General features: G+C 66.8%; 21 protein-coding genes. 5 read left to right on the top strand and 16 right to left on the bottom strand.

Going from position 1 to position 20,762, the window contains the following annotated elements:
- Window positions 1–25: 25 nt before the first annotated feature.
- From ACZK0Z_RS10605 to ACZK0Z_RS10565, 9 genes are all read right to left on the bottom strand, one after another.
- On the bottom strand, window positions 26–652 hold the full coding sequence (locus tag ACZK0Z_RS10605) for an ATPase (RefSeq protein ID WP_197631892.1): 627 nt from the start codon (window positions 650–652) through the stop codon (window positions 26–28).
- Window positions 653–655: 3 nt separating this feature from the next.
- Window positions 656–997, bottom strand: coding sequence for a type II toxin-antitoxin system prevent-host-death family antitoxin (locus ACZK0Z_RS10600; RefSeq protein WP_005413623.1), 342 nt, complete (start codon window positions 995–997; stop codon window positions 656–658).
- A 70-nt stretch (window positions 998–1,067) separates the two neighbouring features.
- The gene (locus ACZK0Z_RS10595) at window positions 1,068–2,663 is read right to left on the bottom strand and encodes a sensor histidine kinase (RefSeq protein WP_049430256.1); all 1,596 of its coding nucleotides are present in this window, start codon (window positions 2,661–2,663) and stop codon (window positions 1,068–1,070) included.
- 9 nt (window positions 2,664–2,672) lie between these two features.
- Window positions 2,673–3,077: a response regulator gene (locus tag ACZK0Z_RS10590; protein WP_049430253.1), complete on the bottom strand. Its 405-nt coding sequence runs from the start codon at window positions 3,075–3,077 to the stop codon at window positions 2,673–2,675.
- A 136-nt stretch (window positions 3,078–3,213) separates the two neighbouring features.
- Window positions 3,214–4,668 (bottom strand): surface lipoprotein assembly modifier, encoded by a 1,455-nt coding sequence (locus ACZK0Z_RS10585; RefSeq protein WP_197631891.1) that lies wholly within the window; start codon window positions 4,666–4,668, stop codon window positions 3,214–3,216.
- 90 nt (window positions 4,669–4,758) lie between these two features.
- Window positions 4,759–5,523, bottom strand: coding sequence for a Slam-dependent surface lipoprotein (locus tag ACZK0Z_RS10580; protein WP_049430250.1), 765 nt, complete (start codon window positions 5,521–5,523; stop codon window positions 4,759–4,761).
- 54 nt (window positions 5,524–5,577) lie between these two features.
- Window positions 5,578–8,700, bottom strand: a complete 3,123-nt coding sequence (locus ACZK0Z_RS10575; protein ID WP_197631890.1) for a TonB-dependent receptor — start codon at window positions 8,698–8,700, stop codon at window positions 5,578–5,580.
- 182 nt (window positions 8,701–8,882) lie between these two features.
- The gene (locus tag ACZK0Z_RS10570) at window positions 8,883–9,839 is read right to left on the bottom strand and encodes a FecR family protein (RefSeq protein ID WP_197631889.1); all 957 of its coding nucleotides are present in this window, start codon (window positions 9,837–9,839) and stop codon (window positions 8,883–8,885) included.
- An 82-nt stretch (window positions 9,840–9,921) separates the two neighbouring features.
- Window positions 9,922–10,425, bottom strand: coding sequence for an RNA polymerase sigma factor (locus ACZK0Z_RS10565; protein WP_049430245.1), 504 nt, complete (start codon window positions 10,423–10,425; stop codon window positions 9,922–9,924).
- 400 nt (window positions 10,426–10,825) lie between these two features.
- Here ACZK0Z_RS10565 and ACZK0Z_RS10560 point away from each other — a divergent pair, with 400 nt between their 5' ends.
- Window positions 10,826–11,224, top strand: a complete 399-nt coding sequence (locus ACZK0Z_RS10560) for an OsmC family protein (protein WP_049430243.1) — start codon at window positions 10,826–10,828, stop codon at window positions 11,222–11,224.
- Between the two features lie 94 nt (window positions 11,225–11,318).
- Here ACZK0Z_RS10560 and ACZK0Z_RS10555 read toward each other — a convergent pair whose 3' ends face one another.
- From ACZK0Z_RS10555 to ACZK0Z_RS10530, 6 genes are all read right to left on the bottom strand, one after another.
- Window positions 11,319–11,648 (bottom strand): hypothetical protein, encoded by a 330-nt coding sequence (locus ACZK0Z_RS10555; protein WP_049430241.1) that lies wholly within the window; start codon window positions 11,646–11,648, stop codon window positions 11,319–11,321.
- A 98-nt stretch (window positions 11,649–11,746) separates the two neighbouring features.
- Entirely contained in the window at window positions 11,747–13,492 is a 1,746-nt protein-coding gene (locus ACZK0Z_RS10550; protein WP_197631888.1) for a putative porin, read from the bottom strand.
- 42 nt (window positions 13,493–13,534) lie between these two features.
- The gene (gene tolA / locus ACZK0Z_RS10545) at window positions 13,535–14,200 is read right to left on the bottom strand and encodes a cell envelope integrity protein TolA (protein WP_106548636.1); all 666 of its coding nucleotides are present in this window, start codon (window positions 14,198–14,200) and stop codon (window positions 13,535–13,537) included.
- Between the two features lie 39 nt (window positions 14,201–14,239).
- Window positions 14,240–14,653, bottom strand: a complete 414-nt coding sequence (locus ACZK0Z_RS10540; RefSeq protein ID WP_005409874.1) for an ExbD/TolR family protein — start codon at window positions 14,651–14,653, stop codon at window positions 14,240–14,242.
- 10 nt (window positions 14,654–14,663) lie between these two features.
- On the bottom strand, window positions 14,664–16,448 hold the full coding sequence (locus ACZK0Z_RS10535; RefSeq protein ID WP_049431576.1) for a DUF2341 domain-containing protein: 1,785 nt from the start codon (window positions 16,446–16,448) through the stop codon (window positions 14,664–14,666).
- 37 nt (window positions 16,449–16,485) lie between these two features.
- Window positions 16,486–18,108, bottom strand: a complete 1,623-nt coding sequence (locus ACZK0Z_RS10530; protein WP_197631887.1) for a ShlB/FhaC/HecB family hemolysin secretion/activation protein — start codon at window positions 18,106–18,108, stop codon at window positions 16,486–16,488.
- Between the two features lie 201 nt (window positions 18,109–18,309).
- Between ACZK0Z_RS10530 and ACZK0Z_RS10525 the strand changes: the two genes are divergently transcribed.
- Entirely contained in the window at window positions 18,310–18,645 is a 336-nt protein-coding gene (locus tag ACZK0Z_RS10525) for a hypothetical protein (RefSeq protein ID WP_049431573.1), read from the top strand.
- Between the two features lie 90 nt (window positions 18,646–18,735).
- Here the strand turns inward: ACZK0Z_RS10525 and ACZK0Z_RS10520 are convergent, their stop codons facing one another.
- Window positions 18,736–19,185, bottom strand: coding sequence for a general secretion pathway protein (locus ACZK0Z_RS10520; RefSeq protein ID WP_197631886.1), 450 nt, complete (start codon window positions 19,183–19,185; stop codon window positions 18,736–18,738).
- A 116-nt stretch (window positions 19,186–19,301) separates the two neighbouring features.
- Between ACZK0Z_RS10520 and gspH the strand changes: the two genes are divergently transcribed.
- The 3 genes from gspH to ACZK0Z_RS10505 are packed head-to-tail and all read left to right on the top strand — an operon-like array spanning window position 19,302 to window position 20,718.
- The gene (gspH, locus tag ACZK0Z_RS10515; protein WP_049431571.1) at window positions 19,302–19,748 is read left to right on the top strand and encodes a type II secretion system minor pseudopilin GspH; all 447 of its coding nucleotides are present in this window, start codon (window positions 19,302–19,304) and stop codon (window positions 19,746–19,748) included.
- 23 nt (window positions 19,749–19,771) lie between these two features.
- Entirely contained in the window at window positions 19,772–20,107 is a 336-nt protein-coding gene (gene gspI, locus ACZK0Z_RS10510; RefSeq protein WP_219632006.1) for a type II secretion system minor pseudopilin GspI, read from the top strand.
- Window positions 20,104–20,718, top strand: coding sequence for a PulJ/GspJ family protein (locus tag ACZK0Z_RS10505; protein WP_049431585.1), 615 nt, complete (start codon window positions 20,104–20,106; stop codon window positions 20,716–20,718). Before gspI ends, ACZK0Z_RS10505 begins: the two co-directional genes overlap by 4 nt.
- Window positions 20,719–20,762 lie beyond the last annotated feature (44 nt).

The raw sequence follows: 20,762 nt of genomic DNA, 5'->3' as shown, positions 1-20,762 counted from the left end.
TACGCCATCCACGCATGGCGTGGATCTACCGGGAGGTGTTCAACTCCATCGCGCGCATCACGATGGGCTTGGCCCAGTCCGGGGTGTGCAGCAGTTCGGCCACCGAGACCGGGTACTGCAGCTGGCCATTGACCATCGCCAGCACCGGAAGCGGTTCGACACAGCCCTCGGCATCGGCCGGGGCGCTGTTGTCGTAGACATGCAGTTCGGCCAGGTGCGGCAGCAGGTCCAGCAGGTTCTCGCGCGCCGAGTCGAAACGGGCATGGATCTTCTCCACCGGAATGTCATGCCCGCCCGCCGCCACCCGCGCTGCAACGCGGGCAATGTGCAGCTCCACCGATGCCAGCCCGCAGAACCAGATCGCCACCTGGTGCTGGGCGCAGGCCTCGCGCAGCAGGCGCGGAATGGTGTTTCCTCCAAGTGTGGTCTCGAAGGCGAAGTCGGTGCCCTCGGCCATGGCTTGGCGCAGGCGGCGGGTGCCTTCCTGCCACGCCTCGGCATTGGCATCGGGCATCAGCCAGCCAGCCTCCACCAGGCGCCGGGTGAACGAATCGGGGTTGAACCAGCCCAGCCCTTCGGCTTCCAGCCAGGTACCCAGCAGCGAACTCTTGCCGGCGCCATTGACGCCGGCAAGCACCAGGATCCGCCCCATCGGTCAGAGCGGACGGCCGAGGGTGACCTTGCGACCGCGGCGGATCGGCTGGCCCAGCACCTTGCCCAGCCCCTCCCCGCGCTGCAGGCTGGCCAGGGTCTGGTCAAACTCACCGCGCAGGCGCAGCAGTTCTTCGCTGCGCTCACCGGCATCGCCGCCAGCGGCCTTGGCCAGCAGTTCCTGGTAGGTGCGGATGTCCACGATCACCGCTTCGGGGTGGTTGTGGTTGGTGATGACCAGCGCCTGCTTCTCGCGCACGGTGCGCATCAGGCTCGGCCAGCCACGGGTCTTCACCGACGACGCGGGGGCCTTTTCGAGGCCAGGCAGATCCAGCGGCAGGGTCATGGCACGGCTCCGGGCAGGGTGGATAATGGCCACTATACCCAATTTGGTCAAATTGGATATAAATGAACCTTTACCTGCCGGAGCCGTCCGCCGCAGCGCACGGCGCATCGGTCTGCAGCAGGCTGTCACGCTCGCGCAGCGGGAAGCGGATCCAGGCATCCAGTCCCTGCGGGTCGAAGCGCAGTTCACCGCTGCCGGCCAGTTCATAGGGCACGCGCTGCTCGATCAGCGCCCGGCCAAGCCCACGCTGCCGGGGCAGCTCCCAGTCTTCCACAGCGGCATGGCGTTCACACCAGTGCAGCCCCAGCCACGGCTGCCCGCCCTGCACATGCAGGTGCCAGGTCACCTCGATCCGGCCATCCTCATGGCTCAGTGCGCCATGCCGCAGGGCGTTGGTCGCCAATTCGTGGATCGCCAGGGACAGCACTTCGGCCGCCTTCGGCGGCAGCAACACGTCCTCGCCCTGCAGGCGGTAGGCGGCCGCTGCCGGCCTCAGCGCCGCGATCTCCTCATCGATCATGCCACGCAGGCAGACCCCGGCATTGGCGCCACGGGTCAGCAGGCTCTGCGTGCGTGCCAGCGACATCAGTCGCCCGCACAACCGTTCAGCGTATTCATCCACGCTGCTGACCGACTCGCGGGTCCGCCAGGCAATGGCATGGATGGTCGACATGATGTTGCGCACCCGGTGCTGCAGTTCGGCCAGCAATACAGACTGGCGCTCGGTGGCACGCTTGAGATCGTCGATGTCCACGGCGATGGCAAATACGCCGCTGACCTCACCGTCGCCATCGCGCAGGGGCGCGGCCGCGACCCGGGTCCAGCGCGCGCGCCCATCATCATGCAGATACTGGAACTCCAGCCCCGGCACCACGGTCTCGCCGCGCATCGCACGGGCGATGGCGAAATCCTCCGGCCCGATGGCGCTGCCGTCCGCATGCCAGCCACGCCAGCGATGCAGGTTCACCTCATCCGTGGAGGGCACCTTGCCGCTGGGCAGATAGGCACGCATCTGGTCGTTGGACAGCTGCAGGCGCCCTTCGGTGTCGACAATGCAGACGCCCACCGGCAGCACCTTGAAGGCCAATGCCAGGCGCCGGTCCGCCTCCCGCCGCTTCTGCTCTTCGCGCTCGCGTGCCGATTGGGCCACATGCGCCGCTGTGGTCTCGAACATGGTCACGAGCACGCCGTTGATGCGCCCTTCCTCGCCACGGATCGGGCTGTAGGTAATGGTGAACCAGACATCCTCCAACCGCCCGCGGCGCGCCAGGGGATAGAGTTTGTCCTCGTAGGTGATGGTTTCGCCCTGCCAGACGCGCTGGTAGATCGGTCCATTGATATGCCAGACCTCGGGCCAGCACTCGCGGGTCGGCTGGCCGAGCCCGCCGGGATGCTTGTCGGCCAGAATCTCGGCATAGCCATCGTTGTAGAGCTGCACCAGCTGCTCACCCCACAGCACGATCATCGGGAAACCATGGGCCAGCATCAGGTCGACGGTGGCGCGCAGGTGGGGCGGCCACTGCTCGCAGGCACCCAACGGCGTGGATGACCAGTCGTGGCGGGCGATGCGCGCGGCCATGCCATCGTGGCGCACATGCAGCTGCGGTGCAGGTGGCATCTGGCCACGCAGCTTGGCGGCGTGGATGCCTTCAGGACGGCGCGACATGCCGCGCAATCAGGCGATGCCCGCAGCGACCTGCGGCGCCGCCACCAGCCCGGCCAGCTGCTGCACCAGGGTTTCGATGTGATAGGGCTTGGTACAGCGCGGCGCGCTGGCGAAGCGGCTGGGCAGGTTGTCGTCGTAACCGGAGGTCAGCAGGAAGGGCGTACCCGCCTCGGCCAGCCGATCGGCCAGCGGATAGACCTGCTCACCGCCCAGGTTGATGTCCAGCAATGCCACATCGATGGGATGGGTATCGACCAGCTGCCCCAGCGCCTGCAGGTCACCGGCAGGCCCCACCACCTGTGCGCCTTCAAGCTCCAGATAGTCGACCAGGAACATCGCGATGGCGAATTCATCCTCCGCCACCAGTACGCGCAGCCCTTTCAGGCCCTCTGGTTTGTTGCCCGCTTCCAGCACGACCGGCGCTCCTCGATACACGCGGCCCACCTCTGCCGCAACGCCCGCAGGATGCGCGAACCGGGCTACAAGAGCGCGTGATGATGGATGAAGATCGCGACCACGGCACGTTCACCGCCGCGTTGCAACGGCGCGTTCAGAAGGCCCGTTCCCACTTCAGGCTGAGCAGGCTGCGGTCGTGGCTGTACAGCCAGCCGACGTTGCTGTCGATGCGCGCGTAGCGCAGGCTCAGGCTGGGTACCAGCCCGGCCACGGCCAGGCGCTCGCTGCGGACGATAGCGATCAGGTTCTGCTCGCTGTCCTGGCGACGAGCTTCCAGCAGCGGGCTCAACGCATCGTAATCACGCTCGCGCAACGAGACGAATACGGTGGCGGTGGTGCCGCTCCATTGCCGCGCCGCCCCCAGGCGCAGGCCGTGCTGGCGGTAACCGTTGGCCGGATTGGCGGCGCTGCTGTCACTCAGGTCCAGGCCGGCAAACAGCGTCCAGCGCGGATTGAGCGCGCGGAACCAGGTGGCATACACCGCCGCCAGCTCGCCATCGTAGTTGCTGGCCAGGCCGTGCTGGCGATAGCGCTGGCGCTTCCAGTCGGCCTCCAGCTTGAGCAGGCTGCGCGCGTCCAGTGCATATTGCCATTCGCCATGCAGCCCGCTGCCGCCCTGCAGGGTCTGGTTGCCCAGGCCCTGGTAGTCATAGCTCGGGGCAATCTGCACGGTGTGCCGTGCACTGCGCCAGCTGTAGCCCGCCTGCACGCTCGCATTGAGTTCGTTGTAGGCGCTGTGCCCGCGCCATGCCTGGCCGAACGCAAGCGCGCGCACATACACGCCATGGTGGCCGGCCAGCGCCCAGCGACGTTCCAGGCTGCCATCGTAGTCCAGGCCCGTTGCGTGCTGGGCATCAGGCAGATTGCGCTGGATGATGCAGGTGTCGCCCACGCCGAACAGACAGGTGCGGCTGGCCGAACTGCGGTTGATGTTGTCGCTCCAGGCGGGCCCGGCCGCGACCGCTCCCTTCCAGCGTTGCCGTGCCTGCAGCGCCGCCAGATAGCCGTCGACGCGCGCACGCACGCCGGCCGTGGCAGGGTCGTCGCCATCGATGCCAGAGGCGATCGCGCGAAACAGCCCCGTGGCCTCGCGGTCGCGCTGGTCTTCGGCAAAGACACGCGCCAGTTCCAGTCGCGCTGGCAGAAAATCCGGCTGCGCGGTCAACAGCGCTTCGTATTCACGGGCCGCACGATGATGATCGCCGGCCACCCGGGCCAGCGCGCCCTGCGCATAGTGGCGCAGCAGTGGATCATGGCCGGAAAGCTCGATGTATTCGTCCAGGAACGCGGCGGCGGCCTGCCATTGCTGGTGCTGCAACGACAGGTACAAGGCCTGGCCGAGGTCATCGACGGTGCGCTCCACGCGCAGGGTCTGACCGTCGATGGTGATGGTCGGCCGTTGCGATTCGGCCTGCTGCAGGCGTTGCTGGTCCTGCCGCTGGTGGCGTAGTTCGCTGCCCTGTTCCAGCACACGGCGCAGATCGTCCTGCTGGGCGCGCACATCGGCGGCGGCCAGCAGCAGAACGAGTAGGAAGATGGGGTGGCGCATGGTCGATCCGTGGTGGGGCGTGCAACGGGCCGAAGCAGGGACTGGCGGATCGCGGCTTGTCCCTGCCCTGCCCCGTCAGGGGCGTGGCGATCAGTTCTTGCTGCCGCCGAAGGCAGTGTCGTACTGGCTGTTGCCGCTGAAGGTGGCAATACCGGCCAGGGTGGCCGCGTTGGCGCCGAAGAACTGGCCCTGGGTGGTGCCGGCAACGCTGCCGTTGGCGGTGGCGGTGCCCGCGAACGAGGCGTTGGCGCTGCTGATGTTGGCGTTGACGTTGATTGCCAGGCCACCACCGGTCAGGCCACCGAGCAGCGTGCCGTTCCCGAAGTTGGCGCGGAAGGTGCCCGACAGCAGGTTGCTGCCGTTGAACTTGTTCAGGCCCGCCACGCTGTAGGTGGCCACACCGGCCGGCAGCGTGGTGCCGGCGCGATCACCGACGAAGTAGACCTGCCGGTTGTTGAAACCACCGGCGGCGCCATCCTTGGACCACTCGCCGAACCACACATCGCCGCTGCCGACCTTGACGAAGTTGAAGTGGCCCATGCCCGAGTGGCTGCCCGGCGCGCCGGTGATCGGCATGGCCACGGTGCGCACGGTGGTGCCGTTGACCGTGGTCGGCACCGAGTACGCTGACAGGCCCTGGAAGTCGACACGGCGGGCGCCGGAGACGGTGCCGACGCCGATGCCGGCCTTGCCAGCCTGGTGCGGGCCGCCGTTGACCTGCGATTCACCGACGGCGACGTACAGCTCGGCATCGGTCACCGGGCTGGCTGCGCCGACGATATCGGCTGCCTGCGCGGAACCGGCCAGGGCGAAGGTTGCCGCAACGGCGAGAACCGAACGGGAAATCATCTTCATGGTATTGCTCCTTGGGTTGAGGGAACTACGGGTACAACACGTGAAACGGATACATCAGAAGCGCGCGGTGACGCCGAGCTTGATCGTGCGGCCCGGCGCCGGAAGCGTGGAGCGCGTGGCCGGGTCGACGTAGTAGCGGTTGCCGAGGTTGCTGCCGACCAGCTCGACGCTGGCGTGCTGGTTGAAGCGCCAGCGCGCATAGGCGTCGACGGTGGTGATGTTGCCCCAGGTGAACGGCACGTTCTGCCACAGCAGGCTGCTGCCGCCGGCCAGCAGCCGGTCGCGGTACGCCTGCAGATCGGGGTTCTCGTGGCGCTGGTAGTGGACGATGCGGCTCCCCAGTTCCAACTGCTCATCGAACAGGCGCGTGCCCAGCGACAGGTTCACCGACAGCTTCGGAATCGCTTGGGTCAGCAGGTAGCCACTGACGAAGCCGTCCTGCACGCAGTTCGGGACCAGGCCACGATTGGCGTCCAGCAGCACGGCCGTACTTTCGTCGCACACCTCGTTTTCCAGCGTACGGGTGATGCCCAGGTCGGTGAAGAAGCGCCGGTTGTCGAAGCGCGCCTGCAGCTCGATGCCGCGAATGGTCTGCTTGTCGATGTTGTCGAACATGAAATACGCATCACGCTCGATCACGTTGCGGGTCTTGTGCACGTAATAGGCCAGCTTGACGTCGGCATCGGCGGTGTTGCCGAACAGGCCGGAAAGGTTGTGCACGTAGCCCAGTTCGTAGTTGTAGGCGTGTTCCGGCTTGAGCGCATACAGCGGGTTGAGGCTGCTGGAGAAGGCGATGGTGCTTTCGAACATGCTCGGGAAGCGCGCCGCCTCGCTGTAGCGCAGGTAGACGCGTGCGGCCGGCGAAAGGTTCACCGTGGCCGAGAAACTGGGAAGCCAGGCATGGTCACGACGGCGTTCATTGCGTCCATCCACCGGTCGCGACTGCAGAGTGCTGCCGATGCTGCAGACCAGGTCGCTGCCCGCGTAGAGCGGCAGCGCACCGGGAATCGCCGCCACATGGCCATTGAGGCAGGGGTTGGTGGCACGGCTGTAGTTGCCGCTGGCATCAGGCTGCCAGGCGATGCGGTGTTCCACCGCCTGCGGCGTCTCGTAGTACGCCAGCAGGCCATGCAATGCATCGTCGATCACCGAACCCATGCCGATACTCTCCCAGAACTCACGTTCGGCCTCGAGCGCGTCGATCTCCGCCTGCAGACTGGCCGGCCGCTCGGGCAGCTCGTTGGTCCGGTAGGTCGCCTCCCTGCTGCCCACGCCCTTGGTCAGCAGCTCCGGATGCGCCTGCAGAAAGTCGTCGAACGCCCAGTACCGGCTGTAGCGCACGCCGGCATTGAGGGTGAGGAAATCGACCGGGCGCCATTCCAGGTTCAGATAGCCCTCGCCTTCCTGGCGGCGGCCGGCGCGCGGGTACATGCGCCAGCCATCGGAGGGACCGAAGTACGGGTCACGCGAGCCGAGCTTTTCGTATTGCCAGTTGCCACCCACGGTCAGGTCGAGGGTGGAATGCAGCGCGAAGCGGTTGCTCAGGGTCAGGCCGGTGCGGTCGTTGCGCGCATTGGCCAACGCGGTGTTGCGCAGGATCGGGCTGGCGTCCGGGTTCCACGCCGGGTTGCCTGGCGCGAAGTTCGGAAAGCCGCCTGCGGTGTAGGTGTCGCTGTCCGTCTCGGTGCGCCATAGATTGGCATACAGGTCCAGCCAACGGCTGTCGGCTGGCTGGAAGCGGTACTCCAGGTTCCAGGCATCGGAGGCGACGCGGCTGAGCGGCCATTGGATGCGCCCGTAATCCGGCGCGGACAGGATGCGCGAGGGCATGATCTCGCCGTAGTGCGACAGCGTGCGCCGCCAGGTGGCCTTCAGCTGCTGGTCGTCGTTGATCTGCCAGCCACCCTTGACCAGCCACGACTCCTGTTCGCTGGAGGTATTGGGCACTTCATCGCCGGGCTTGAAGTAGCGTGCCAGCGTGGTGATGTAATCGATGCCCTGGTACTCGAACTGCTCGCGCGGATCCTGGTCGTAGTAGCCACTTCCCTTGCTGCCGGAGAAGTAGTTGCCACGCTTGCGCCAGGCGTAGGCCGCCATCAGGTCGACGGTATCGCCGCGGTAGCCCAGTGCCAGGCGCCAGGCCTGGTCTTCGCCGTTGAAGGGGTTGTTGCCGCTGCGCGACTTCACCGGCACCACCAGGGTGCGGTCGTCATAGGGCGAGTTCGGCGAGCCCTGCGGGAATCCCGGCACGATGCGGTAGTCCTCGCCGGTGTGCAGGCGTGGCAGGCGCGGCGCCACGGCATTGCTGCTGCCTTCGATCTTCAGCTCCCCGCCGAAGCGCTCGCCGGCCGCAACGATGTCATCGACATCGATGGTCTTGATCACCAGCGCGCCACCGATCCCGCTGTGCACATCGCGCACCAGCCCTGGCCCCTTGATGACCTGGATGCCACCAATCAGGTTGGGATCGATGTAGTTGCGGTTGCTGACGCCGTTGTAGCCGCGCCAGACCGTAAGCGCCTGTTCGCCACCGTCGATGCTGACCGGCACCCGCCCCGGCCCCTGGATGCCACGGATGTTGATGTCCAGCGCGCCGCTGTTGCGCGCATCGCCACTGAACACGCCGACCAGATCCTTGACCACATCGGCCGGGTTGGAGCCGCGGTAACGCTCTACCCGGTCGCGCCCCGAATACGCCGTGGTCAGGTCCAGCGCGAACACATCATCGTAGCCGCGCCGATCACGGGCCTCTCCCCCTTCCGACTGCAGGCGACCGGCCACGTCCAGTGTCTCGGTCACCCGTACCCCTTCCCCCTCACCCGCCTCCGCTGCGGCCCGCAGGCTCCAGGTGCCGTCCATGCCGCGCTGCGCGCGCACGCCGCTGCCCCGCAGCAGCTGCTGCAGGGCCTGCATCTGGCTGTACTCGCCACTCACCGCACTGGAGCGGCGGCCCTCCACAATGTCGCTGCGGAACACCACCTGCACATCAGCCTGGCGGCCAAAGGCACGCACCGCGTCGGCCAGTGGTTGCTCCGGAATGGCGTACTGGCGCACCGGTGCGACGATCGCCGGTTGCGCATGCACGACCGGCACCCAGGCCAGCGGCAGCAGTGCGGTGGAGATGGACAGGGCCAGGACGGTGGCGCGACGATGACAGGCGGATGCCGTGGACGGCATGGACAGGAACTCCTCAAGCGGGGCGGGACCACGGGCACATCCGGTGCCGGTGGTGTGTCTGGCTTGAGGAAAAACGGTGTTTCGCTCTGGCTATACCTCTATAGACAGCAGGGCACAGTGGCTGCCCACGGTTTTTTCATGTTTTTTTCATGCGGCCGGTTCGTCCATGCGCCAGGGCCGTATCACCACAGCACCATGGCCCCGCCCGGCAGGCGCTGCACGCGCAGTCCCGCCTGCGCGGCAACCGCATCGATGGCGGTCTCCGGTTGCTGCAGGTGGAACAGGCCACTCACCCGCACGCGTGCGCCCTGCCCGCCCAGCACCCACACCGGGGCACGACGGTAGCGCGCCAGATCGGCGATGGCCTGCGCGGCCGGTTGATCGTCGATCACCACCTCGCCACGCCGCCACGGCGCCATGGCCTCGGGATCCTCCAGCTGCACCGGCTGCAGCCAGCGACCGTCGCGGAACATGCGCGCCTGCCCGGCATGCAGGCGCTGCACGCTGCCATCGCCCGGACGCACATCGACCGCGCCTTCGCTGACCCGGGTGGTGACCGTGGTGTCCAGCCTCGACACGCTGAAGGCAGTGCCGATATCACGGACCAGCCCGCCCGCCGCCTCCACCTGGAACGGGCGCGCCTCGTGCGCCACCTGGAACCAGGCCTGGCCGCGCAGCAGGCGAAGGCGGCGCTGCTGGCCATTGAATTCAATCGCCAGTGCGGCGCCGGCGTCGAGTACAGCGGTGCTGCCGTCCTCCAGCTGCACCACGCGCGGTGCATCGCTGCTGCGCAGGTCACTGCGTGCCAGCAGCAGCGCGTGTGGCGCAGCGGCAACCATCAGCACCACCGCCGCAGCGCTGGCCAGCAGCCATGGCAGCCGGCGGCGCGGCGCGAGCGGACGCAGCCCTTCGCGATCAGCCGTCAACCCGGGCAACGCGGCCAGTACGTCGGGCCCAGCGCCATCCAACCCTTGCCAGAAGGCCTGTTGCCGGCGCCATGCCAGCGCATGGCGCGGATCGGACTGCAGCCAGCGCTGCAGGGTTCGTTGCTGGCGATCCGGCAGCGGACCCGCACTGCACCGTATCACCCAGCGCAACGCCTGCCTGGCCTGACGCGGCGAGGGTTCGGACGTGGTCATGGTTGTGGCCTGCCGCACCGCGAACGGATGCGCTTTCCTGTTGTGACAACGGCGGGCGCGATCTGCCCACGGCAATCGCGCCTCATCGGCGTGTTCCCTGCTGGTGCTGCTGGATCAGCAATGCCGCGCGCAGTACGTATTTGCCCACCACACTCTTGGAAATGCCGAGGCGCGCGGCGATCTCGCGCTCGCTCAGGCCCAGGTAACGGTTGAGCACGAAGCACTCGCGTACCTGCGCTGGCAAGGCAAGGATGGTCTGGGTGATCTCGCGCAGCTGCGCCTGGTCCAGCGCCTGGGCCTCGCCATCATGGCGTGCATCGGCCATGTCGACGGCGTACTCGGCCATCGCGCGCCGCTCGCGGGCGTCAGCCTGGCTGCGGTTGAGCGCGTGGTGGTAGGCCATCCGGTACAGATACCCGCGCGGCTCGAGGATGGGGGGATCGCCGGGTACGCTGCTGGCCTTCAGGTACAGGTTCTGCAGGGTGTCCTCGGTACTGGCTGGGTCGAGGTAGCGCGCGATGAAGCGGGACAACGCACGGCGCTCGCGGATCAGCAGCTCGACCAGCGCCAGGGCATTGGGAGACATAGGTGCCAAGGCCGGACCGGGGAATGATGGGCGTGATGGCGACGGTCCGGACGTGGATTGTGGGCTGCGCAGCCGCAGGCGGCAAGCCACGCCTTGTAGAGCCAAGCCCATGCTCGGCTGTGCCTGCGCCAAAGGCAGCCGAGCATCGGCTCGGCTCTACAGTGGATCCACGCCACGCGCGGATGGGAGGCTACGGCTCGTCCAACGCATCGAAACGCTCGACCAGGTAATCGATCAACGCGTGTACTGGCCTGCAAGGCTGCGGCATCCCGTTCTCATACGATCGTCGTGACGGCGCCGGTTCTGGCTGGCGCCGCCTTCGGAAGCAGTCGAGCATGGCTCGACGCTACGGTGGGATTGGCCGAACATGACTCGGCCCTACAGACAACAGGAGATCCCGATGGCCTACGCACGCATTGTTTCGAGCGCCGACAACTACCTGCACCACATCAGCAACGGCACATTCGAGGTGGATGCGGACGAGCCTGCCTCGCTGGGCGGTCAGGGCAAGGGTTTCGCGCCGTTCGATCTGTATCTGGCCTCGCTGGCGGCATGTACTGCCATCACCCTGCGCATGTACGCGCAGCGCAAGGGCTGGGAGCTGGGCGAGTTCCATGCCGAGCTGCGCTCGGACCGTGACGAGGATGGACGCTTCCATGTGCACCGCGTGCTGCATGCCAGCGCCGAGCTGAGCGATGCACAGTGGCATCGGTTGCTGGAAGTCGTGGAGAAGACCCCGGTTACGCTGGTGATGCGCGAGGGTGCGCGCATCACCAGTGAACGCGGGGCCGCCGCGTAACCCCGTCCACGCATGGCGTGGATCTACTGTAGAGCCGAGCCCATGCTCCGCTCCGCAGCATGCAGCCGAGCGTGGGCTCGGCTCTACATTCCGCTCAGCGCCGTGAATGCAACACGGTGCGCTGGCGCATCGCGTTGAACTCCTGCTCCACCTGCTGGATGTCCTCGGCCTGGAAACCGGCCGCGTCCAGCAGCTGGTCGGCGGCAGCCGCTGCCAGCGGATCATCGTCACGCTGGCGCCAGAAGCGCGCCGGCAGGAAATACCCCACTTCGCTGCGCCCACGCATGATCACCACCGGCCGTCCCGCATACAGCAGGAACTCCGCCAGGTGCTGGCGCAGCCCCTCCACCGAGACGTAGGCCGGCCCGATGCCCAGCGACTGACTGGACGGTTCGGGACTCTCGAACAGCTTGCGACGGCTCATCCACTTCTCCTTATGTGCAACGCGTGGTCTCCTTTCCTTAGACGTGCGCATCGCTGCACCCCCGCCACGCACGACGTGATCCGCATCACGCCCGCCGCTCAGAACCCGGTGTTGAACTCCAGCTGGAACACATCGATCGACAGCGGCGCACCGGATACTTCCTTGGCCGCCATCCACTTGCCACTGATCCAGCTGCGCGCGTCCAGCGCGTAGGCGCCGCCCACGTAGTAGCCACGGGCGTTGGTGCCGCCGAGGTGGAAGTTCGGGTCGTTGTAAGCGTCCGGCAGCGCATCGGCCTCGATGTGCTTGTAGCCCAGCAGCGCCTGCCACTGGCCCTTCTCCTTCAGGTCAGTGGCGCCGAAGGTGGCCTGCACCATCCAGGCCGTGTCGCCGCTGCGGAAGGTATCGATGCTGGCGGTGCCACCGGCACCGTAGTTGTTGACGATGCCGTTGTTGGCGCGGCTGAACATGGCCTGCTTGTCGTAGGCCAGGTTGCGGATGTAGTCGCCATCCAGGCGCAGAGCGATGCCCTGGGCCAGCTGCGTGTCCCAGCGCAGGTTCAAGGTAGCCAGGCGGAAGGCCGAGGCCAGGCCGACATACTGCGGGGTCGGCGTGTTGGCCGGGTCCAGCGGATTGCGCGCGATGTCGCGGATCAGCATCAGGGTGTTGCCCTTCTGCATGAAGGCCGGGCGCGACCAGTCGGTGTCACAGCCGACCGCGCCTGCGTACAGCGCGCACGGCGAGGACAGGCGGCCGCTGATGTTCTTGAAGTCGTAGTAGCCTAATGCAGCGCGCAACGAATTCTGGTCATTGAAGCGCCAGTTCACACCCATCTGCGCACCGGACAGCCACTTGTTCTCGTTCGGGGCCTTGACCCGGCTCTGGCTGGGCGAGCTGTCGGAGGTGTACTCCAGCGGCACCACCGCGAGGTTGCCGAACAGGTCGACGTCCCCCCCGTTGAAGTCGTACTTCAGGTTCGCGGCCAGGCCATCGAAGTTGAGGTCGTTGGAGAACAGCGTGTCGCTGGTCCAGAAGGGATTGCCGAAGCGGCCACCACGCACTGTCACCCAGTCGGCCGGGCTGTAGGCCAGCCAGGCCTGGTCCAGCCACACGTCCTTCTTGCTCAGGCCACCGCCCAGCTGCTCGGTGGTCGACACCGGGCCATTGCTGCTGCCGCTGGCTAGGCGTACGCCGGCCGTGGTGTGCTGGCCGATGGTTGCCTCGATGCCAAGGCGGGCACGGATGCGCCACAGGTTGCGACGGTCCTGGCGGGTGTTCAGCAGGGGCGGCAACTGCAGATTGGTGTTGGTATTGGTGTCGAAGCCGTTGCCGGAATTGATCGACGCCCAATTGCTCACGATGTCGCTGTTGCGCTCGGAATAGAAGCGCGACTCGCTGCGCACGCGCATGTCCCCGGTGACCTTGATGCGCTTGGTCCATTCGGCCACTTCGTTCGGTGCAGCCCAGCCTTCGGACTTGGCCTGCGCCATCACGTCCTGGCGCACTTCGTCACGAATGCCATCGCGCACGCTCTGCGGCACGTACGGCACGCGCACGTCGCCGGCTTCCAGAGCCACGCCGCCGCTGGCGGCCGAAGGTGCAGTGGTCGCGATGCGCGATTCGGCCGCTGCTTCAGCCTCGGCCTGCACCAGAAGTGCCTGTCCATCTTCCGGCTTCAGCGCGCCGCTGGCGATCAGGCCCTTGATCAGCTTGACCATGGTGGTTTCAGCGGCCATCGCACCGGTCGGGGCAGCCAGACTGAGCAGCACGGCGCAGCACAGCAGCGCCCGTCGGGCCGGCCGCGGGCGGCGGGAATCGGTTTGTGCGCGGTCGTGGTCGTTCATCACGGTTCTCATCCAAAGAAGGGAAATCACGGAAGTCGGGAATCAGGCGCCGGGACGGCGGCCCTGGATCAGCACGCGGGCGGGGAAATCGAGCGACGGTGGCGGTGCCTGGTCAACCTTTCCGATGCGTCGCAGCGCATCGAGCACGGCAGCGTCGGCCTCCTCGTTGCCACTGCCGCGCACCAGCTCGACCTTTTCCAGGCGGCCATCCGTGGCCAGCCAGACGTTCACCTGCAGCTGGAAGGCCAGGCGCTTGACCTTGTCGTCGCGCGAGATCGCCTGCTGCATCAGGTAGCCGAGGTAGCGCCCATATGTCGCATTGCCGGCGCCGCCACGGCCGACGCCGGATGAACCGCCGCCGCTGCCGGACTGGATGCCGAAGTTGTCACCACCGGCCTGCGCGTCGGCATTCATCGTTACCGGGTCTGCATTGTCCGGCGTCGGTGTGGGCTCTTCAGCGGGCGTCGGCTGATCCAGCGGCTCCGGTTCGGGCATCGTTTCTTCCGGCGGCGTCTCCGGCTCCGGCGGCTTTTCCGGCGGCGGTGGCGGCGGCGGAGGTGGTGGTGGCAATGCCAGCATCGGCGGCTGCACCACCGGCCTGCGGGTGCTGGCGGTGTCCTTGAACAGCATCCACCACACGGCAATGCCAAGCACCAGCAGCGCAGCCAGCACCAGCGCGACGGTCACCAACAGCTGGCGGCCGCGCATGCCGGGCTCCGGCCGAGGGGGTTGATGGGCCGTCATGCCTCAGCCCTGCGCCTTGCCGGTGACCAGGCCGACCTGGGCCAGCTCCAGTCGCCGCAGCAGGTCCAGCACCTCGACCACGCGGGCGTACTGCACCTGCGCATCACCGCGCACGATCACCGGGAAATCCGGCGTGGTCGCGCGCTCGGTGCGCAGCCGGTCTTCCAGCTCGGCCATCGTCACCGGGTAGGCATCCAGGAACACCTGGCCGCTGGGGTCGATGGTGATCGCCTTGGTCTTCGGCTTCTCCAGCGCGACGCTGTTGCTGGCCTTCGGCAGGTTGACCTCGATGCCGGGGATGGAGGCGTTGCTGGTCAGGATGAAGATCACCAGCACCACCAGCAGCACGTCGACGAAGGGCGTCACGTTGATGCCCTTCTCGCGCTTCTTGATGCCGAACTTCGCCTTCTGGCCCATGGCGCGCCCCTCAGCCCTGGACCGCGGCCGGGCCGCGCCCGTCCTGCTCTTCGGCCAGGCGCGCGGCGAACTCGTCGATGAACACCGCCATGTCCGCGCCTATCGCTTCGGCGCGTGCACCCAGATAGTTGTAGCCGAACAGCGCCGGGATCGCGACGCCGAGGCCAGCCGCCGTACACAGCAGCGCCGCGGCCATGCCCGGCGCCACCGAGTTGATGTCCACCGCGCCAGCCATCGCCGCCACCACGAACACCAGCATGATGCCGATCACGGTGCCGAACAGGCCCACGTACGGCGCGCCCTCGATGGTGGTCGACAACCAGTTCATGCGCCGCGCCATCGATTCCTGCTCGCGCACCATCACCGCATCCATCGAGGCGCGGATCGCCGCAATGGTGGCGCCACTGAGGTAGCCACTGTTGCCATCGCGCTGGTGGCGCTGCTGCATTTCATCGATGGCGACCTGGTAGATGCGCCACAGCGAACCGTCGTGCATCGCCGTCGGCACCTTCCCCTGCTGGTTCATCTCGGACAAGGTGCGCAGCGGCACGCCGGAAAGCTTGCTGAAGCTCTCGGTGAACACTGCATTGGCCTTGCTGGTTCGACCGAAGTGGCGCCCCTTGGCGATCATGATCGCCCACGACAGCAGCATCATCAGGCCAAGGATGGCGACCACCACCCAGGCGTCGAATGGCATCGCCTTGAGGATGAAGGCGAAGTGGCTCTGCCCCGCCGATTGCTCGTCGGCACCGTAGCTGATCAGGCGCGAGTCGGCGCCCTGCGCGGTGGCATCGGCCAACAGCAGTGCCGCCGGGCGCGCGACGCGTGAGACCCGCAGTTCATCCAGCGCGCCATCGAAGTTGGCCAGCGCCTGCGTCGCACCCGGTGCGTCGGCACCCACCACCGCTGCGGTGGTCAGTGCCGGCAGTTCACCACTGAGCTGGGCCACCACGCGACCGTTCAGATACAGCTGCAACGAACCTTTCTCGGCGGTAAGCGCAAGATGCGCCCACTGCCCTTCCGGAATTGGCTGTGCCGGCGTGCTGCGCTGGCCGTTGAGCTGCACGAACGGCACACGGTTGTCGATACCCACCACCAGCTCGGCACTGCCATCACGCCGGGCATAGATCGCCTGCGCGGTGGTCAGCGCGCCCGGCTTGATCCAGGCCGAAACGGTGAGCGGCGCGCCCGCTTCCTGTGCCAGCGAAGCGCTGGCCGGCAGCGGCAGCGGGCCGGTCCCGAGCTGCACGCCACGCCCGATCACCGTGCTTTCCGCTGCGGGCACCACCGCGCCGGCCGTGTTGCCGTAGGCCGTGGTATCGCGCGCCGGCGCATTGGCTTCGGCAAAGTGGTAGACCAGCGTGTAGTCCGGATCGAACACCTGTTGGCCATTGCCGCTGGCCGGTGCCTTTGGGTTGCCGTAGTACATCCAGATTGTCTGCGGCGCGCTGGCGGTCAGTGCCGGCACGTCCACCCAGACCAGGGCCAGGCCCAGGTTCGGGTCGAACTGTTCGATCTGATGGGCTAGCACGGTGCGTCCGTCAGCAGAAACGAAGCGCAGGTCATTGCCGCCCTCCTGGGTGCCATCAAAACCGAAGTTGCCGGTATGCAGGCGCAGCAGCAGCGGTGTCCGCCCGGGGTTACCGGCCAACCCCGCACCCTGTGGGCCGGCGTCGACGGTGATCGGCTTGCGGTACTTCCATTCGGCCTGCCACCAGTTGGCATCGGCCGCGGCGGCGGGCAGCGCGATCAGCGCAGCCAGCAGCAGCAACATTCGGGAAAGCAGACGGTCCATGCAAAGGGTCTCCGGAGAACGCATCTCAAGGGAAGGGTCAGTAGCTGGTGCTGATGTTGAAATGCAGGCGCGGGTCGTCCTTGCGCGTGACCGGGCCATCGGCGTAGGGCCAGGCGTAGTCCAGGCGAAGCTGCAGGTGCTCGCCCAGGCGCAGCTGCGCGCCCAGGCCGACCGAGGCCAGGTTGTACTTGTCACGCTGCTCGGGCAGCGGCTGGCGCAGGCGCAGGTAGGCCGCGTCGGCAAAGCTGTAGACACGCAGGTCGGTGCCGCTCCACAGCGACCACGCCGGGGTGCGCCATTCCAGGCTGGCCAGGCCGCCGTAGTCGCCGATCGCCTCGGCCGACAGGTAGCCACGCACGGTGTACATGCCACCGGCGGCGAACTGCTCGGCCGACACCAGGGGCGCATCGGTCACCTGCAGCGAGCCGCGTGCGTACCACTGCCAGTCGCTGCCGAAGGTGTGGGTGTTGGCCACATCGGCCTTTAAGGCCACGAAACTCGGGTCGGCCCAGTAGCGCTTCTGGTCGAAGGCAATGGCGTCGCTGCCGTAGCCGAACAGGCGGCGGGTGCCAGCCACCAGCTGGGTGTTGATGCTCAGCAGATCCTGCTCGCCCTGGCGCACGCCGACGAAGGCCAGGGTGATCGGTGCGTACTTCAGTGGCGTTTTCAGGCTGTCCTTGCCCATCTGCGTGTCTTCCTCGGTGTCCTTGAAGTCCACGCCGAGACTGAGCTGTCGCCACCAGGCACCGCTGCCGGGCAGGCGGTAGTTGAGCTTGAGGCCGATCGAATGACCGTTACCGATCACATTGGTGCCGGTACCCGCGCCTGCACCGCCTTGACCACCCGCATTGAGTACGCGGCTGTCGGATTTGTAGCCCGAGGCCTCCAGGCTCCACGGCGTGCCCTCGAAGGGCACCGTGTAGGAGGCAGAGAACACCTTTGCCTGGTCCATGTCTTCCGGCGCGATGAACACGCCGATGCTCGCGCTGTGCCCACGCCGCCACAGGTTGTCATGGGCCAGCGATGCACTCAGCCGCAGCTTCTCGGTATCGGCGCTGTGGTCGTTGTTGAGCGCCGCACTGGCGCGCCACGGCGACTTCTCCTCGACCTGCAGGTCCACATCCATCGTGCCCGGCACCTGGCCCTCGCGCACCAGCGGCATCACCTGGCGGCGGCCCCCTTCGTTCAGCGCAGTCAATTCCTTCTGTGCCTGGTCGAAGTCCGGCACCTTGCCTTCCGCCAGCGCCGGCACGCGTTCGCGGATGCGCTCGGGCGATTCGTGCTTCGTTCCCACGACCCGCAGTTGGCCGATCGGTGTCTGCTGTACCTTCAGCAGCACCACGCCACCACTGACCTGCTGCTCGGGCAGCTCCACGTAGACCGACTGGTAGCCCGCCTGCTGGTATAGCGCACTGACGGCATCGCGTGCCTTCTCGACATCGGCCAGGGTCTTTCCCGGGCCGAGGAAGGGCTCGACCGCGCGCTCGATCTGGCGCGGATCGAGCACGGTATTGCCGCGTACGATGTATTCATTGATGTTCACGCTGGGCGCAGGCGCTGCCTCCTGCGCGAACAACGGCAGCGGCATCGCGGCCAGGGCCAGCACCAGGGGATGCAAGCGCAGGGGAAGGCGGACGGCTCGGCACGGAACAGGAGTCATCGAAGGCATCGCGTCGTATCGAAGGGAATGGCCATGGAGCGGCGCGTGGGTCTACCAACAGGACGTGTACGTCGCGTCAAAACCGCCAACAGTTTTGTGACAGCACTGTCATCTTTTGACAGCGCCGCAACGCACGCAGGCGGACCCTGCCTTCGCCACACGTCTTCATTGCAGAACGTCGATTGCTGCGGGAGATTCGAGATGCGTGAATCGTTGATGGCGGGCCTGCGCGCTGCCCTCACCCTTGCGCTGTTGCTGGTGTTGCCCCCGGTGCGCGCTGACGAGACGAAGAAGCAGGAAGACGCCGCGCCCTGCATCGAAGTACAGGTCAATGGCGAGCGCATTCCGGCGTGGGACTGCCTGCAGCGCAAACTTGCGCCGGCATCGAAAGCGGCGAAATCACCGGCGCTTCCGGAGGCCGAACGCCTGATGCAACAGCCCGGCAACCAGCTGATGCAGTACAACCTGGAAGGCACGCGACAGCGCATGGGCGATGCCTTTGGTCGTTCCCTGGTGCCACAGCGCCCGGCGCGCTGAGCCAGCGCCTTTGTAGAGCCGAGCCCATGCTCGGCTGTCTTTGCATTCATCGGCGATGCCGCGCAGGAGCAGCCGAGCGTAGGCTCGGCTCTACAAGTCAGCCGGTACGATGCCCTCGGTCGGCACCGGCGGCAACTCAGGCACCGGCAAGCTGCGCGATTGACCGGCCTGGTTCAGTTCCACTGCGCTGGCACTGATGCTGGCCAGTACCGTGCAGGGTCCGAGGCGTTGGCCTGGTGCGTACGCCTCCGCGGGTCGGCCATCCACCGACAGCAACGCCAGCGGCGCGTGTTCACCGGCCATCACGCCGAGCACCACCACCTCCGTCTGCACTGCCCCAGGGGACAGCAGCCGTACCAGCGGCAGGCTGGCCATCGCGTCGAACATCGGACGTACCGGCGGCTCTGCATGTGCTTCGCTGGCAGCCGCGATGGGCGCCACCGCAGACAGGGTGACGCTCCAATAGGCCACCACCGCCAGCAGCAGGGTCCCCGCCAGCAGGGTCAACATGCGATTGCGATCCCAATGTCTGCCGTCCATGTTCCGCACCTTCGCCATGGTCCTTTACGGCCACGCTAGCACCTGCTGCTGACGCTTTTGTTTCATCATCCGCGCCTACGCTGGCAGGTATCGGCAAGGACAGGAGGCGATGCCCGATGCAACGCAGGCCACGCGGTTTCACCCTGCTGGAACTGATGGTGGTGCTGGTGATCATCGGCATCTGCACGGCGGGCATCGGCCTGGGCCTGGGCAGCCTGCTCGACCCTGCGCGGCAGCTGCGCCAGGAATCGGAGCGGTTGGCGCAGCGCCTGCAGGTTGCGCGCGATGAAGCACGCATCGATGGTCGGCCAATCCGCTGGCAGGCCAACGCAGAAGGCTATCGCTTCAGCCGTCGCGACAGCGAAGGTTGGGTCGAGCTGCAGCGCGATGACCTGTTGCGCCCCCAGCAGTGGCAGACCCGCGGGATTGAAGTGCAACCGACGAACGCCATTGAGTTGAGCCCCGAATGGATCGGCGTGCCGTGGGAGCTGGCGTTGTCGTTGGATGGCCGTCGACTGCGTCTTCGTGATGATGGCAGTGGACAATTGCAGGTCATGCAGTGAAGCGGACGCAACACGGATTCACGATGATCGAGGTGCTGATCGCGTTGGCCATCGTGGCCATCGCATTGGCGGCGGTGATGCGCTCGGTGGCGGTGGCGACCGATGACCAGTCGCGCCTGCGTGACCGTCGGCTGGCCCTGCTGTGCGCACAGGACCGCTGGCAGGAGCTGCGCTTGGCCGCGCTGCCACCCAGCGATGCTCGCCTGCTGTGTCTGCAGGGACGCACCCGTTTCCTGGTGCAGCAGCACCTGGGCAGCGGCGCCGACGGGCAACCGCAGCTGGAGCTGAGCGTAGTAGCTGAAGATGCACCGAGGCAATCGCTGGCGCGTCTGCAGCTACCATGGACGGCGTCGCCATGAAACGCACAGTGCGTGGCTTCACCCTGATCGAAGTGATGATCGCGATCACCATCATGGGCGTGCTGGCGGTGATCTGCTGGCGTGCCTTGGACAGTGTCGCCAGCACGGACCAGCGCCTGCGCCGGGCCGATGCCGAGACCACGACGGCGCTGCGCGTGCTGCAACAGTTCCAGCGTGATATCGAGATGCGGGCCGACGATGCGCTGATGAATGGCGCAGTACGTCCGGCAGATCGTCCGCAGCGCCTGCTACCCCCTTCATTGGTGAGCGAACGACATCCGGATGGAAGCTTCGCGTTGGAGATCACCCGCAGTTTGGGCAGCGACGGGTTGCGCTGGCAACGTGTTCGCTGGTGGCGACAGGGAAACACACTGTGGCGGGCCAGCGGCGCTGCAACGGATCGCTACCCTTTGCCCGCACCGGATCCGTCAAAGGGAATCGCGGTGGCGCACGATGTGCAGCGGTTCGAGGTGCGAGCGTGGCAGCCGGGCGCCGGGTGGGCGATGTTGCCCAGCGACGGCGAGGTGCTGCCGGCTACTGGACTGGAGCTGCGATTGGGCCTGCGCGATGCACGTGGGCCGTTGAGCTACCGGCGGGTGCTGGAGCTTTAGGGCGCATCCCCGCTACGCATCCACGCAGGGCGTGGATCTACTGC

This window comes from Stenotrophomonas sp. 116085_Sma (assembly GCF_056479585.1).
The sequence above is the reverse complement of the archived record's forward strand: the minus strand, read 5'-3'. Positions and strand labels throughout refer to the sequence as shown.

Coding starts and splice junctions, on each gene's coding strand:
- ACZK0Z_RS10605 (WP_197631892.1), bottom strand. CDS start 652: ATGGGGCGGATCCTGGTGCTTGCCGGCGTCAATGGCGCCGGCAAGAGT.
- ACZK0Z_RS10600 (WP_005413623.1), bottom strand. CDS start 997: ATGACCCTGCCGCTGGATCTGCCTGGCCTCGAAAAGGCCCCCGCGTCG.
- ACZK0Z_RS10595 (WP_049430256.1), bottom strand. CDS start 2,663: ATGTCGCGCCGTCCTGAAGGCATCCACGCCGCCAAGCTGCGTGGCCAG.
- ACZK0Z_RS10585 (WP_197631891.1), bottom strand. CDS start 4,668: ATGCGCCACCCCATCTTCCTACTCGTTCTGCTGCTGGCCGCCGCCGAT.
- ACZK0Z_RS10580 (WP_049430250.1), bottom strand. CDS start 5,523: ATGAAGATGATTTCCCGTTCGGTTCTCGCCGTTGCGGCAACCTTCGCC.
- ACZK0Z_RS10575 (WP_197631890.1), bottom strand. CDS start 8,700: ATGCCGTCCACGGCATCCGCCTGTCATCGTCGCGCCACCGTCCTGGCC.
- ACZK0Z_RS10570 (WP_197631889.1), bottom strand. CDS start 9,839: ATGACCACGTCCGAACCCTCGCCGCGTCAGGCCAGGCAGGCGTTGCGC.
- ACZK0Z_RS10565 (WP_049430245.1), bottom strand. CDS start 10,425: ATGTCTCCCAATGCCCTGGCGCTGGTCGAGCTGCTGATCCGCGAGCGC.
- ACZK0Z_RS10560 (WP_049430243.1), top strand. CDS start 10,826: ATGGCCTACGCACGCATTGTTTCGAGCGCCGACAACTACCTGCACCAC.
- ACZK0Z_RS10555 (WP_049430241.1), bottom strand. CDS start 11,648: ATGAGCCGTCGCAAGCTGTTCGAGAGTCCCGAACCGTCCAGTCAGTCG.
- ACZK0Z_RS10550 (WP_197631888.1), bottom strand. CDS start 13,492: ATGAACGACCACGACCGCGCACAAACCGATTCCCGCCGCCCGCGGCCG.
- tolA (WP_106548636.1), bottom strand. CDS start 14,200: ATGCGCGGCCGCCAGCTGTTGGTGACCGTCGCGCTGGTGCTGGCTGCG.
- ACZK0Z_RS10540 (WP_005409874.1), bottom strand. CDS start 14,653: ATGGGCCAGAAGGCGAAGTTCGGCATCAAGAAGCGCGAGAAGGGCATC.
- ACZK0Z_RS10535 (WP_049431576.1), bottom strand. CDS start 16,448: ATGGACCGTCTGCTTTCCCGAATGTTGCTGCTGCTGGCTGCGCTGATC.
- ACZK0Z_RS10530 (WP_197631887.1), bottom strand. CDS start 18,108: ATGACTCCTGTTCCGTGCCGAGCCGTCCGCCTTCCCCTGCGCTTGCAT.
- ACZK0Z_RS10525 (WP_049431573.1), top strand. CDS start 18,310: ATGCGTGAATCGTTGATGGCGGGCCTGCGCGCTGCCCTCACCCTTGCG.
- ACZK0Z_RS10520 (WP_197631886.1), bottom strand. CDS start 19,185: ATGGACGGCAGACATTGGGATCGCAATCGCATGTTGACCCTGCTGGCG.
- gspH (WP_049431571.1), top strand. CDS start 19,302: ATGCAACGCAGGCCACGCGGTTTCACCCTGCTGGAACTGATGGTGGTG.
- gspI (WP_219632006.1), top strand. CDS start 19,772: ATGATCGAGGTGCTGATCGCGTTGGCCATCGTGGCCATCGCATTGGCG.
- ACZK0Z_RS10505 (WP_049431585.1), top strand. CDS start 20,104: ATGAAACGCACAGTGCGTGGCTTCACCCTGATCGAAGTGATGATCGCG.